The organism is Micromonospora sediminimaris (assembly GCF_016863575.1).
In the GTDB taxonomy this organism is placed as follows: Bacteria; Actinomycetota; Actinomycetes; order Mycobacteriales; family Micromonosporaceae; genus Micromonospora; species Micromonospora sediminimaris.
In genome coordinates this window covers 122472-135030 of the sequence record NZ_BOPD01000006.1, presented here as the reverse complement: position 1 = coordinate 135030, position 12559 = coordinate 122472, and the positions used below count along the sequence as shown (strand labels likewise).

Below are 12559 nucleotides of genomic sequence, written 5' to 3'. Positions count from 1 at the left end.
AAAGCTATAACATGTCGACGACGCGAGAGAGGGCCGCCATGGACCTGCGATTCAAGATCGCCGGGCGGATCAGCCGTCCGGTTCACGAGGTGTTCGAGGCGGTGGCCGATCCCGACCAGCTCTCCCGGTACTTCACCACCGGTGGCGCGAAGGGCCGGTTGGTCACCGGCGCCACCGTCACCTGGGATTTCGCCGACTTCCCCGGCGCCTTCCCGGTCGAGGTGGTCGAGGTGGAACAGGACCGGCGGATCGTGCTGCGGTGGGAGGCGGCGGATGGCGCCCAGTCCACAAGCGACGCAGCGGTCACCGGCGCGTCCTACTTCACCACCGTCACCATGGAGTTCGAGTCACTCGGCGACGATCGGACCCTGGTCACCATCGCCGAGCAGGGGTGGCGGCCCACCTCCGAGGGTCAGGCGGCCTCGTACGGCAACTGCCAGGGCTGGACCCAGATGCTCTGCTGTATGAAGGCGTGGCTGGAACACGGCATCAACCTGCGTGAAGGCTTTTTCGCCTGACCCGTCCCGGGTCGGTCAGCCGTGCGACGCGTGGTGCTCGGAGACGGCGCGTCCCATCCGGGTCACCGCCTCGGTCAGGATCTCCGGCGACGTGGCGAAGTTGAGGCGTACGAAGCCAGCGCCGCCGGTGCCGAAGACGTGCCCGGAGCTGAGGGCGACCCGTGCACGGTCGATGAACAGCCGTGCCGGCCCGGCGATATCGGTCACCACGCCCGGCTCGTCGCCGACCGGGCCGGTGTCGATGCGGAGCGCGGTGCAGTCCAACCAGGCGAGGTAGGTGCCCTCGGGGCGGTGGTACCGGAGAGTCGGCGCATGCCGGGCCAGCAACACCCCCAGCAGCTCGCGGTTGTGGTCGAGACCGGCCAGCAGGCGGTCCAGCCACTCGCCGCCGTCGCGAAAGGCGGCGGTGTGCGCGATGACGCCGAGGTGGCTCGGCCCGTGGCCGACCTCCTCCGGCATCCGCCGCAGGTCGGCGACCGCGTGCGGGCCGGCCACCACCAGCGCCGACTTCAGCCCGGCCAGGTTCCACGCCTTGGAGGCGGACAGCACGGTGAACGCGTCCTCGGCGCCGGGCACCGTGAGGTACGGCGTGAACCGCGCCCCGGGCAGCACCAGCGGAGCGTGGATCTCGTCGGAGACCACCCGTACCCCGTACCGGCCGGCAAGGTCGGCGACCGCTTCGAGTTCGTCCCGGCGGTGCACCACACCCGTCGGGTTGTGCGGGTTGCACAGCAGGAACACCGCTCGGCGGCCGTCCGCACGGGCCCGGCGGAACGCCTCGCCCAGCGCCGACACGTCCATCCGCTGGTCCGCACCGAGCGGCGCCTCGATCACCCGCCGGTCGGCGTGGCTGACGAAGGCGTAGAACGGCGGGTAGACCGGTGCGCAGACCACGACCGCGTCGCCGGGAGCGGTCAGCAGTCGGAGCACCTCGACGATGCCGAGCATCACGTCCGGGACCAGGGCGGTGCGGTCGACCGCCAGATCGGACCAGCCCCACCGGTGGGCTGCGAAGTCGGCGAGCGCCTCGGCGTACCCCGTGCCGTAGGCGTATCCGGTGTCACCACGCCCGACCGCGTCGTGCAGCGCCTCGGCGACCGGCGCGGCCAACGGCACGTCCATCTCGGCCACCCAGAGGGGCAGCACGTCATCGGCGTACTGGCGCCACTTGACGCTGGTACGTCGTCGCAGCTCGGCCAGGGACAGCTGGGTCAGCGGATTCGCCATCGGCACGGGCGATCGAGCCTCGCGGGCCACCGGGCTGGCCATGCCGGGCTCCTATCGAAGTGGTCGTCCTCTGGGGAGGGCCTAGATCACCATCGTATCCAGAACAGGTCCAGTCTCGACGTATGGACGGCGGTTGCCGGCTGCTGCCAGGCTGTGCGGCCATGGACAGTCTCGCTGCGCAGCTACCGGCACTACTCGGCGTGCTGGTCGGCACCATCGGCACGATCGTCGCCACCTCGCTGGCAGACCGGTCGCGGTGGCGACGCAACCAGACGGTGCGCTGGGACGAGCGCCGGCTCGACGCGTACGTCGAGTTCGCCCGGGCGTTGAAGGAGACACACACCATCGCCAGCCGACTGACCGGCGGTTACGTCGACCGGGACACGGCGCTCGCCGCGCTCGCGGAGGCAGATTTCCGGCACACCCTGGCCTGGGAGAACGTGCTGCTGCTCGGCGACGCGCCGACGGTGACGGCGGCGCGGGCCTGGCGGGACAGCGTCTGGGAGGTCGAGCGGCTGGCGCGCGACGGGCAGGCCGACGCCGACCGGCCCATGTTGCTGCACCGGGCCAACGAGGCACGCGACGCGTTCTACCATGCCGCCCGTGGTGGGCTCGGGGTCGGCGGCGGGTCGGTGGCGCAGGCCGAACTGCTGGTGAGCAGGCTCAACCTCCGAACCGACCCGCAACCCGCAGCGCCCGCGGAGCGGTGACCGACCGGCTCAGGCGGGGTGGGCGGGCTGGTCGAGGATGGCGCTGAACCGCTGCTCGGCCAGGTCGAGTTGGTCCAGGATGTGTTGCTTCACCGGCTCGGACAGGGGCGTGTCGGCGCGGGTGACGAGGTCGCGGTACACCGGCACCAGGGGGCGGTACTTGCGGGCCGACGACTCGACCTTCGGGCCGACAGAATGGATCACCCCGACGCCGTTGTCCGTGAAGTCGGAGACCTTGATGACCCGCGCCCACGGTTCCCGTTCGAGACTGGCCGCGACATGCTCCCGGTACTGCTCGTACCGGTCCCGACCGGGCTCCCACGGCGGGTTGGTCACCGCCGCGACCAGCCGCGCCACCCGCGCCCCGAACCGCTCGGCGAGCACCGCCAACGCCGCGTCGGTCGGATCCCCAACGTCGTCCCCACCGACGCCCAGCCTCCCGCCGCTGTTCGGCTCCCCGCCGCTCCTGGGATCCCCGGCGTCGACCAGCTCGGCCGGATGGTCCTCGACCGCGTCGTGCAGCAGACCGGCGACGATCACGTCGACGTCGCGCACCTGGTAGTGGTGCAGCATCCGGATCGCCACCCGGAGCAGATGATTGACGTACGGCTCCCGGGACCGCCGATCATCGCGATGGAGCCACCCGGCCAGCTCCAACGCCTCGTCGAGCCGGCCACGCTCCTCGTCGCCGAACCCCTCGATCTCCAGCCGGAACCGCTCCCGCAGCCCGGCCTCGCCGTGCATCTCGGTGATCGCGTGCATCGGCATGGTGGCCAGATGCGGCGGCAAGTCCATCCGTCCCTTATATCGGATCACCCCCACCTTTCGGTGGACCGGCGACGCCCGCCGCTGTCGCCCGCTGAGCATAGGATCTGCCCATGCAGGAGGGCCGGTGGACGACGATCACCCCGTCGCAGTTCACGCACGAGCGGGAGGCACTGGCCTACGTCCAGACGCTGCTCCCCGACACCGAGCCCTACCGCGCCTGGTCGAACTTCACCTTCACCGCACAGACCGGGCATCCGTACGAGGTCGATCTGCTCGTCGCCGCCCCCGGCGGCCTCTATCTCGTCGAGATCAAGAGCTGGTCCGGGCGGCTGACCTCCAGCGGTTCGAACTGGCTGCTGCACGGCCCCAACGGCACCCGCACCTTCGACAACCCGTTGCATCTGGCCGATGCGAAGGCCAAGAAGCTCAAGTCGCTGCTCCAGGTCGCCGCAAGCCGCCGCCGGGGCCAGCCGGTGCGGATTCCGTTCGTCCAGGCGGCGGTCTTCCTGTCCAAGCCGGGGCTGACGATTGAGCTGTCGGAGCATCACCTGCACGGCGTCTACGGCCCCGAGCCCGTTGCGGGCCGTGACGGCAAGCTGGATCCGATCACTTCGCTGCTGTTGCGGCAGCCGGACGACGAGCGGCGAAGGGTCACCCGGGAGGTGTCGGCGGCTCTGCCGGATCTGCTCGCGGATGTCGGCATCGCGCGTAGCCGGAGGCACTACCAGGTCGGCGCGTGGGAGCTGGAGACCCGGCCCTTCGACGTCGGGCCGACCTGGCAGGATCACCGGGCCCGGCACCGTGACCTGGAGCGGGAGCACCGCCGGGTACGGATCTACCTGGTCGAACGCAACGCCGCCCAGGCCACGCGGGCCAGCATCGAACGGGCCGCCCGGCGCGAGATGTCGGTGCTGCACGGCATCAGCCACCCCGGCATCGTCCAGGCCGACTCGATGGAGCAGCACGAGGCCGGGCCGGCGCTGATCTTCCGCCATGACCCACGGACGATCCGTCTCGACCATTACATGTCGCAGTACGGCGAACGCCTCGACGTGCTCACCCGACTCGCCATGATCCGCCAGCTCGCCGAGACAGTGGCGTACGCGCACCGCCGTAAGCTGCACCATCGCGCCCTGTCCGCCCGCAGCGTGTTGGCCGCTCCCGGACCACGGCGGCGCGGCGGCAGCGAGGACGAGGCGTGGCTGACGCCCCGACTGCTGGTGAGTGACTGGCAGGCGGCCACCCGCGGCACCGACACCAGCGGCAGCGGCAGCGGCGAGCCGATCACCCCCTCCTCACACGCCACAGACCACATCGAGCGTTCGGCGGAGGCGTATCTCGCACCCGAGCTGAGCGCGCCGAACCCGGACGCGGTCGCGATGGACGTCTTCGGCCTCGGCGCGTTGGCGTACCTGATCCTCACCGGGCAACCTCCGGCGGCCAAGCGCCCCGAGCTGCTCACCCGGCTCGCCCGCGACAACGGGCTGCGTGCGGCATCGATCGCCGACGCGATCAGCACCTTCGCCGACGAGATGATCCAGGCGGCGACGGCCCCGGTGCCCATCCAGCGACTCACCACGGTCGCCGAGTTCGTCGAGATGCTCCAGGAGGTCGAGGACGAGCTGACCGCCCCGCCACCCACCTCGACCCACCCGCCCGAATCGGCACCGGAGCAGGTCGATCCGCTGGAGGCGCGCGGTGGTGACCTGGTCGGCGAGTGGAAGATCGTCCGTAGCCTCGGCACCGGCTCGACCTGCCGGGCGTTCCTGGCCTTCAACGAGCGCACCCGCCGCAACGAGGTGCTCAAGGTGGCCCTCTCCGACGAGAAGGCAGCCCGCCTGGCCCACGAGGCCCGGGTGCTCGGCCCGCTCACCGACTCCCGGGTGATCCGCCTGGCCCGGCCGGAGCCACTGCAACTCGGCACCCGCACCGTCGTGGTGCTGGAGCACGCCGGCGACCACACCCTGGCCCGGAAGCTGCGTGACGACGGCCGGCTCACCATCGACGAGCTGGAAACCTACAGCGACTACCTGTTCGGCGCCCTGGACTACCTGGAGGGCGAGGGCGTCTACCACCGCGACATCAAGCCGGACAACATCGCCATCCGCATCCGCCCAAACCGCACCCGCCAACTGGTGCTCTTCGACTTCTCCCTGGCCGGCGTCTCGGTCAAGGAACTCGCCGCCGGCACCCCGCGCTACCTCGACCCCTTCCTCGGCACCGCCGCCCGGCAGGTCTACGACAAGCACGCAGAGTGGTACGCCCTGGGTGTCACGCTGCACGAGATGGCCTCTGGCGAACTGCCGCTGTGGGGTGACGGCGGCACCGAGCCGCAGCTCACCGAGGGACCGCCGGTGCTGGCCGCGGAGGCGTTCGACGCGGCGATCCGCGACGGCCTGGTGGAGTTCTTCCAGCGGGCCCTGCACCGCGACCATCGTCGCCGGTTCACTTCGCTCAAGGAGATGCGTGACGCCTGGCAGCAGGTGTTCCGCCGCTCCGACGCGAGTGCCCCGGTCGGTAGCGAGCATCCGGAGATCGAGGCCGAGGAGCCCGACGAGAAGGCCGCCGAGAAGGCTCGCGACGAGGCCGCCGCCAAGGCCACCCGCGCCACCTCGCTGGAGGCCGCCGGGCTCACCCCACGGGCGGTGTCCGCCGCGCACCGGGTGGAGGCCACCACCGTCGGTGAGCTGCTCGCCGTCGGTAACAACACCTTCGCCACGCTGCCCGGTCTTGGCGCCCGGACACGCAGGGAGTTGCAGCGCCGGGTGAAGCAGTGGCGCACTCGACTGGGGGAGCGGGAAACCATCCCCACCTCAGCCGCCGCCCGCAAGGCTGCCACCGCCGAGGTCGCCACCGAGACGACAAACGCCGGCGGCGACACCGATCTGGTACGCGTCGGTCTCGACGCCATCGCCGCGCTGCTCGTGCCGGCCAAGAACGGCCGCAACGCCGCCGAGGTCGAAGCCACCCGGCTGCTGTTGAATCTGCCCGACGCCACCGGCACGCTGCCCGGACTGCCGCTGTGGCCGCAGCAGCCACAGGTCGCCGCCGCTGTCGGCGTCACGTCCGGCCGGATCGCCCAGATCCTCGGCAAGCAGCGCAAGCGCTGGCAGGGCATGCCGGTGGTGGGCAGCGTGCGTACCCAGATCATCGAGCTGCTGCGCGACGGTGGACGGGTGATGGGGGTCGCCGAGTTGGCCGAGGCCCTGCTCATCAGCCGCGGGTCGGTGCGTACCGGAGACGACCTGCGGCTCACGGTGGCGGTCGCCGCCGTACGGGCGGCCGTCGAGGTCGACGCCATCGAGGAGGAGCCGCGCCTGCTGCTGCGGCGGCACGCTCGCGGCGACATCGACGGCAAACCGAATCCGCGTGGCGACCGGCTGCTCGTGGCGCTTGAAGCGGGCGAGGACGACGGTCCGGACGCCCCAGCCGCGCCAGCGCTGCTCGACTACGCCGACGCGCTCGGCAAGGCCGCCGACGAACTCGCGGCCAGCGAGGTGCTGCCCAGCGCGGCGACGGTGCTGCGTACCCTCGCGGCCGTAACCCCGCCCGGCGGTGCTGCCGACGCTGTCGACGACCGGCGACGCGTGGTGCTCGCCGCCGTGGCCTCGGACCAGGCCGCCGCGACCGCCCGGCTGGAGCTGTATCCGCGCAACCTCGACCCGGTCCGCGCGCTGCGGCTCGCCCAGGCCGGCGTGGTGCCGCCGGTGACCACGCCCGAGGGGCGGCGCGGCCTCACCCCGGAGCACGTCATCCAGCGGGTGGCCGCCCGTTTCCCCGAGCTGACGGCCCCGCTGCCGTCCCACCCGAAGCTCGACAAGCTGCTGGCCGAGGCCGGTTTCGAGCTGCGCTGGGATCGCGACCGGTACCTTCCCCCACCACCGCGCGCCGGCTCGTCCTCAATGTCGATCGTCCAGCGTCGCCCGTCGGCCACGAACGCGCCGAGCCGGTGGGAGGCCGATTCACCGGAACTTGCTGCGGCGGTGCGGGCCGAGGAACGGCTGACCGGTGCCAGGTCCGCCGGGGGTTTCCGCGCGCTTACCGTACGCCTCAACCGCTACACCCTGGCCCGCGAGGAACTGACCCGACGCTTCGACGCCCGGCCGGTCAACGTGGCGGCGGTGTTCCTGCGTGAGCTACGCGGTCTGGTCGACGCCCGCCCGAAGCCCACCTGGGAGACGGTGCTGGGCGCGGACATCGCCGAACCGGGCTCCCGGGCAGCCATCAAGCTCGGCGAGTACGTCGAGCAGGCTTGGCAGCTGGCGATGCCCTCGTTGCGGGCGCACCTGCGCGTCGACGCCGGGCCGGTGCTGCTGCACGACGCGGCGGTGCTGGCGCGGTACCGGGCGATGGGGCGACTCCATGAGCTGGCCGAAGCCGCACGCAGCGGGGAGGGCGATGTCTGGTTGCTCTGCCCGATGGACGACCCCGGGGTGCTGCCCAAGCTGGACGGTGCGGTGGTCCCCGTTGCCGACAGCGAGTGGATTCCTCTGCCAGACGCATGGACCACAAATGCCCACCGCGGTAGGCACATCGGCGCCGCGACCCCATAACTGCAGAACTCGGCTCGACTCCTGTCAGATATGGGACTCATTCCGTGGCGTGGATCCTGTGTGATACTACGTCGCGCAAGACGATCAGCCTTCACGTAGCAACCTTCTGACGGCAGTGAATCTGCGCCGGCCCAGGCGTGTCCTTCTACCGAGCCGAAGTTGTGATCATATGAATTGGCGGGACCAGATCCTGGACCCGGACTCGTTGGATCTCGACGCCTTCGTCAGGGCCACGTACAGTTTCGCCGTTCCCGCCGGTGCCGATGTCCGTCAGGCCGCAGTCCAGATGCTCCGAATACTCACCCAACGCTCGCAGCGGCTCGGGCTCCGGTATTCCTCTTATGATCCACAGTTCACCGGAGCGGTCATTCACGTGGGGCCGGTTTCCACCTGGACAGACGTGACCCTGGCGCTGCCGCTCGTGCACGCCGCCCCGAGCGAGGGGTTGTCTCACCTGTTCCAGTTGTTGACAAGTGCGGCCGAGTACAGCTACGCCGACGGGGTGTGGCTCCAGCGGGTGGATCTTCCCAGGCCCTTCCTCACCGCACTTCCGGGGCCACAACTGGGTATCGATGGCATTCGTTCGATGCTCGGTGTGCGACGGCGTCCGCTGCTGGCGTTGGAGACCGGGTGCCGGATCGAGACGCTCGACCAGTCCGTGCTCGACCAGTACCGAAAGGTGCTCGTCGCCGGGGCGGACCTCCTGGTCGACGACATGCTGCTGGGTGATCCTCCGTCGCCTACGCTGGCCCTCCAGTACAGGCTGCCACACCTGGTCGCGGTCTGTCGCCGCGCGGCAGAGGAGAGTGGCCGGCAGAAGGCGTACATAACCTGTCTCGCAGGGACGCCGAGCCAGATCATGCGTAAGGCCGAGTGGGCGGCGACGAATGGCGCCAAAGGGTTCGTCGTAAACGGGTTCAGCCAAGGGCTGGGCACGCTGGAGGATCTCAGCTCACACCGATTCGGGGCGTGCCTGATCGCCACCAACATGGGCTCTGGCATGGTGTCGCGCCCGTCGACCGGCGGAGTACACCGGGTCGGTGTGGATGAGCAGGTCATTTCCAAGCTCAGCCGGTTGGCTGGGGCGGACGCGGTGCACACCGGCACCACCGGTGCCGAGTGCTTCGACATCAACTGGAGCGATGCGGTCAGAGCCCTCGCCCAGCCACTACAACTGCCCGGCAAACGGATCCCGGGGGCGTTCCGGGTGGCCGAAGGCGATCTACAGATGATCAATATCTGGCCGAACATCCGAGAGCTGGGTCACGACACCATCTTCGAGATCCATTCCGCGATCCTCGGTGACTCCGACGTCCGGTCCCGTACCCGCCGGTTCCTGGAGCTGATGGAGGGGTTGGCGGACGCCACCGACAACGCGTCCGCACTGACTGTGTACCGCGCGCTGGCGGGCCGGGACGTGAAACTCCGAGCCGAACTCGACAAGGTCGATCTGGAGCACTGGTGACGATCTCGAATCTGCTGACGAGCCTGCTCGATCAGGATCCCGGCCTCGCCGAGCCGATCAAGGATGGCACTGCGCTCGCAGCCAGCCTCGCGGCCGTCTCGGTGGCGATCTTCATCGTGCTGCCCACGTTCCACGGCATCATCCGGATGCGGGGTGCGCCTGGATTTTCCGAGTACGCCGCTGCCCGACGGGTGCTGCGTGGGCTGCACGCTCTGGCGTTCGCCAGCGCACTCTTCTCGGCCGCTGTCGTGGTCGGGATCGTGGGTCGACACTTCCCCTGCCGGCTGGTGCTCTACGCCCAGGAAGGCTTGACGGTCGTCGCCACCCTGCTCTTCTTCGTGGCGATCTACGTGGTGTGGCGCTCCTCGGTGCACACCTTCGCCGAAGAGTATGCCGGGCGCGGCCGGAGCGACCGATGACCGAGCCGCAGGGGCGGTACGCAGCCGGAATGCACCGCAGTATCCCGGCGTTGGAGGCGCTCCTGGCGGCCCGACGTGGGGTGCTACGGGTGCGTTACTCCCATCAGCCCAACGCGCTCGCCAGCCTCGCGGTCCTTTCCGCGTGTGCCGCGGCGGCGCTGACCGGCCTCCGCCGCCAAGATCCGGTGAAGTGCCTGGTGACCTGGATGTCCGTCGACTACGACGGGGCGGACGACGAACAACTGCTGCGGGTACGGTTGCCCCGCTGCCGCCCCGGCCTCAGCACCCGGATGTCGCCAGTGCTGAACCGGCGTCGGATGGGCAAACGGCTTGCGGCGAGCATTCCGGCCGGGGCGATGAGGTTCCGCTTGGCCGAGGTGGAGCAGGAGGCCGTCCATAGCGCGCTCGCGCTGCGGCACCATCTGGCCAGGCAAGGTTGGGCGGTGACCGGCCGGCGCACGTGTCGCAGCAGGGTCGCCGAGGGGTTCGCGGCGTTGCGGCATCTACTCGGTAGCCGGGCTCGGCTGCCCGACGCCCTTGCCGAACACAACGCGTGGATGATTCGGCAGATCTTCGGGGTTGACGTGTCGGTGGCGAGTGGCGTTGAGACGCTGCTCAACCAGGCGCAGGCACGCCAGCGGATGCTGAGCTTCATCGCACTGGCCCGCCCCGACCTCGTGCGGGAAGGCATCTGGCGGGTCTGTTCGAGATGCCACGTCCGCACCCGCGTGCGGTGCCGCTTCGAGGCGTCGGGTGCGGAGATCGACGCCGCCGAGTGCGCCGGATGCGGGCAGGCGACGGCGGGAGCCGCGCTCGACCTGTCAGCGGTCGTCGATTCGAGCGCCGGCCCGTGCCCCGAATTCATCGTCCCGGTGCGACTGGACGATCTGCTGGAACGACTTGTGGAGCCCGACTTCGGGCTGGCTGCCCATTATCCAGGCTCCGTACCGCATCTGACGGGTTCGCGGTCGATTCTGGTGGCGCTGCTGAAAAGTGAGCTGCGTGGTTATCCGGAGCCACCGCCGGACTGGTGTCCGACGCACTTGGATCTGGCCGCCCTCACCGATATGCTCCTGCCGGGCCCGATTCCGGAGCGCTCCGCGAACAGCGCCGGCATGACGGCTTCTCAGGTGCTTTACCGGTCATCGGCACTGGTGGCCTGGAGTGTGCTCGCTGGTTTTACCAGGCCAGCCGGGGTTGATCATTCGACGCAAAGAGCAGGGAGTGTCAGGTGACCGATGACGGGCTGGTCCAGCGGGCTGTGAAACTGTTGCGGAGCAACCGATACTTCACCCTCGCGACCTGCGCGGACGGCGTGCCATGGGCAGCTCCGATCAACTACGTCCTCGGGCCGGGACCGGTCTTGCATTTCTATTCCACGCCGACCGCTCGGCACTCGCGTCACATCGCGGCGATGCCGACCGTCGCCGGTGCGGTGTTCGACTCCACGGCGGTCGGCGACGACGTGGACGGCATGCAGTTCGTGGCCCGGTGCGCCGAGGTGACCGCGTCAGAGTTGGCGGACGTGTCCGAGCACTATTTCAGGACGAACTTCACCGATCCCGAGGAACGGGACTGGTGGTATCGCCCGCCGGAGGCGTTCCATGGCGACGGCACGTGGCGCTTCTATCGCCTCGACCTGACCGAGGTCTACCTGATCGATCTCGAAGCCTTTGTGGAAACCCAGGTCGACACCCGGGTTCAGGTCGACCTCGACCGTCTGCGGCGGTCGCTGGGAGCCTGAGCCGCCCTGATCGAGTGGAGGTGCGGATGTACGGCATCGATCTCTCGGATCGGCGTCGATCCTCGTCCGTCGCAGCAGTGCAGTGCCGGACCCAACCCTGGGTGGAGGATCCGGCGACGGGCGGCAGTTTCATGCTGCTGCACGTCGACCGGCTGTCGGGGCTCTGGGTGGTGCGTAGCCGATTCGCTGCGGGGACGGTGGTGCCGCAACATCTGCACAGCGGGTCGGTCAGCGCGGTGACCCTTGCCGGCCAGTGGGGCTATCCGGAACTCGACGTCCGGTGCGGGGTCGGCGACTATCTGGTGGAGGAAGCGGGGACGGTGCATTCCCTGGCCGTGCACGGGACAGAACCAGCGGACGTCATCTTCTCCATCCTCGGCTCCATCACGTACTTCCATCCGGACGGCACCGTCGATCGGATCGAGGATTGGCGCAGCGTGCTGGACGACTACGAAGCGGGTTGCGCCGAGCAACGACGGCGCCCGAAGGTCATCGGCTCCAGCCTTGACTGATCTCCTGACGCGGGTCGCCGTGCACCCGACCTAGGTTGTCGGTTGCGCGGCGGCGAATCGCTGCCCGGTGATCTGTAGGAGAGGGTTCCGGCGATTGACGTCCAGGACGAGGTCCTGGGAAAAGCAGGTGCTGTCCGCCCATGCCGATCTCACCCGCGTCACCAGCACGTCGTGGTCACCCAGGTCGTCAAGCACCTTCAGGACATCGCAGAGCAGCACGGCGATGCAGTTGGCGACGCCAGCTGGATAGTCGGGCTCGGTCAACAACGGAGTGAGCCCGGCTGCGGAGAACTTGTCCGATTGCGGTGGCAGCGGGCGGCCGGTGTAGCGGTGACCGGCCACCATCACCGCCGGCACCTGGTCACTGGTGGCGAGGCTGATGCTCAGCCGCCGGTGCCGAAGGATGTTGTCGCGGGTTTCCCATTCCGGCCACAGCGCCACCGTCACCAGAGTCGGACTTGAGCTGATCGCGGTGACATTTGTCGCGGCACAGAGATGGGGCGTGCCGTCGCAACGCGTCGAACCGATGAAGTAGACCGGTCGGGGCCCGAGCAACCGGTGGCAGGAATCCAGCAGTGCGGGGTGAAGTCGGCGCAACATCTCCGCAGACTACGTACCGGTGCACGGCGGTCCGGTATGCGAC

General features: G+C 69.5%; 11 protein-coding genes. 8 read left to right on the top strand and 3 right to left on the bottom strand.

Features of this window, described 5'->3' with window-relative positions; translation table 11 throughout:
• The first annotated feature begins 38 nt into the window (after window positions 1-38).
• A complete protein-coding gene (locus Vse01_RS03510) occupies window positions 39-518 on the top strand; it encodes an SRPBCC family protein (protein ID WP_093402578.1) in 480 nt (159 codons plus the stop codon).
• Window positions 519-533: 15 nt separating this feature from the next.
• On the opposite strand, the gene Vse01_RS03505 is transcribed toward Vse01_RS03510, so the two are convergent.
• The gene (locus tag Vse01_RS03505; protein ID WP_232511124.1) at window positions 534-1787 is read right to left on the bottom strand and encodes a MalY/PatB family protein; all 1254 of its coding nucleotides are present in this window, start codon (window positions 1785-1787) and stop codon (window positions 534-536) included.
• Between the two features lie 119 nt (window positions 1788-1906).
• On the opposite strand from Vse01_RS03505, the gene Vse01_RS03500 reads away from it, so the two are divergent.
• A complete protein-coding gene (locus Vse01_RS03500; protein WP_093402810.1) occupies window positions 1907-2455 on the top strand; it encodes a hypothetical protein in 549 nt (182 codons plus the stop codon).
• A 9-nt stretch (window positions 2456-2464) separates the two neighbouring features.
• Here Vse01_RS03500 and Vse01_RS03495 read toward each other — a convergent pair whose 3' ends face one another.
• A complete protein-coding gene (locus Vse01_RS03495) occupies window positions 2465-3250 on the bottom strand; it encodes an HD domain-containing protein (protein WP_093402579.1) in 786 nt (261 codons plus the stop codon).
• A gap of 83 nt (window positions 3251-3333) precedes the next feature.
• Between Vse01_RS03495 and pglW the strand changes: the two genes are divergently transcribed.
• The 6 genes from pglW (at window position 3334) to Vse01_RS03465 (ending at window position 11916) form a co-directional block, all read left to right on the top strand.
• A complete protein-coding gene (gene pglW / locus Vse01_RS03490; protein ID WP_093402580.1) occupies window positions 3334-7776 on the top strand; it encodes a BREX system serine/threonine kinase PglW in 4443 nt (1480 codons plus the stop codon).
• Between the two features lie 169 nt (window positions 7777-7945).
• Window positions 7946-9241: a RuBisCO large subunit C-terminal-like domain-containing protein gene (locus tag Vse01_RS03485; RefSeq protein WP_093402581.1), complete on the top strand. Its 1296-nt coding sequence runs from the start codon at window positions 7946-7948 to the stop codon at window positions 9239-9241.
• Window positions 9238-9660, top strand: a complete 423-nt coding sequence (locus Vse01_RS03480) for a hypothetical protein (RefSeq protein ID WP_093402582.1) — start codon at window positions 9238-9240, stop codon at window positions 9658-9660. Before Vse01_RS03485 ends, Vse01_RS03480 begins: the two co-directional genes overlap by 4 nt.
• Complete coding sequence (locus Vse01_RS03475) at window positions 9657-10895, top strand: hypothetical protein (RefSeq protein WP_139233102.1); 1239 nt, start codon at window positions 9657-9659, stop codon at window positions 10893-10895. Before Vse01_RS03480 ends, Vse01_RS03475 begins: the two co-directional genes overlap by 4 nt.
• Window positions 10892-11404, top strand: a complete 513-nt coding sequence (locus tag Vse01_RS03470) for a pyridoxamine 5'-phosphate oxidase family protein (RefSeq protein ID WP_093402584.1) — start codon at window positions 10892-10894, stop codon at window positions 11402-11404. Before Vse01_RS03475 ends, Vse01_RS03470 begins: the two co-directional genes overlap by 4 nt.
• A gap of 26 nt (window positions 11405-11430) precedes the next feature.
• Window positions 11431-11916 carry a 2,4'-dihydroxyacetophenone dioxygenase family protein gene (locus Vse01_RS03465; RefSeq protein WP_139233103.1) on the top strand — a complete coding sequence of 162 codons (486 nt, stop codon included), beginning with the start codon at window positions 11431-11433 and terminating at the stop codon, window positions 11914-11916.
• A gap of 30 nt (window positions 11917-11946) precedes the next feature.
• Here Vse01_RS03465 and Vse01_RS03460 read toward each other — a convergent pair whose 3' ends face one another.
• On the bottom strand, window positions 11947-12516 hold the full coding sequence (locus Vse01_RS03460) for a flavin reductase family protein (protein ID WP_093402586.1): 570 nt from the start codon (window positions 12514-12516) through the stop codon (window positions 11947-11949).
• Between the last annotated feature and the right edge of the window lie 43 nt (window positions 12517-12559).

Bases quoted from the DNA above. Each gene is read 5' to 3' on its own strand.
- Vse01_RS03500 (WP_093402810.1), top strand. From the start codon at position 1,907: ATGGACAGTCTCGCTGCGCAGCTACCGGCACTACTCGGCGTGCTGGTC.
- Vse01_RS03485 (WP_093402581.1), top strand. From the start codon at position 7,946: ATGAATTGGCGGGACCAGATCCTGGACCCGGACTCGTTGGATCTCGAC.
- Vse01_RS03475 (WP_139233102.1), top strand. From the start codon at position 9,657: ATGACCGAGCCGCAGGGGCGGTACGCAGCCGGAATGCACCGCAGTATC.
- Vse01_RS03495 (WP_093402579.1), bottom strand. From the start codon at position 3,250: ATGGACTTGCCGCCGCATCTGGCCACCATGCCGATGCACGCGATCACC.
- Vse01_RS03505 (WP_232511124.1), bottom strand. From the start codon at position 1,787: ATGGCCAGCCCGGTGGCCCGCGAGGCTCGATCGCCCGTGCCGATGGCG.
- Vse01_RS03465 (WP_139233103.1), top strand. From the start codon at position 11,431: ATGTACGGCATCGATCTCTCGGATCGGCGTCGATCCTCGTCCGTCGCA.
- Vse01_RS03510 (WP_093402578.1), top strand. From the start codon at position 39: ATGGACCTGCGATTCAAGATCGCCGGGCGGATCAGCCGTCCGGTTCAC.
- Vse01_RS03460 (WP_093402586.1), bottom strand. From the start codon at position 12,516: ATGTTGCGCCGACTTCACCCCGCACTGCTGGATTCCTGCCACCGGTTG.
- pglW (WP_093402580.1), top strand. From the start codon at position 3,334: ATGCAGGAGGGCCGGTGGACGACGATCACCCCGTCGCAGTTCACGCAC.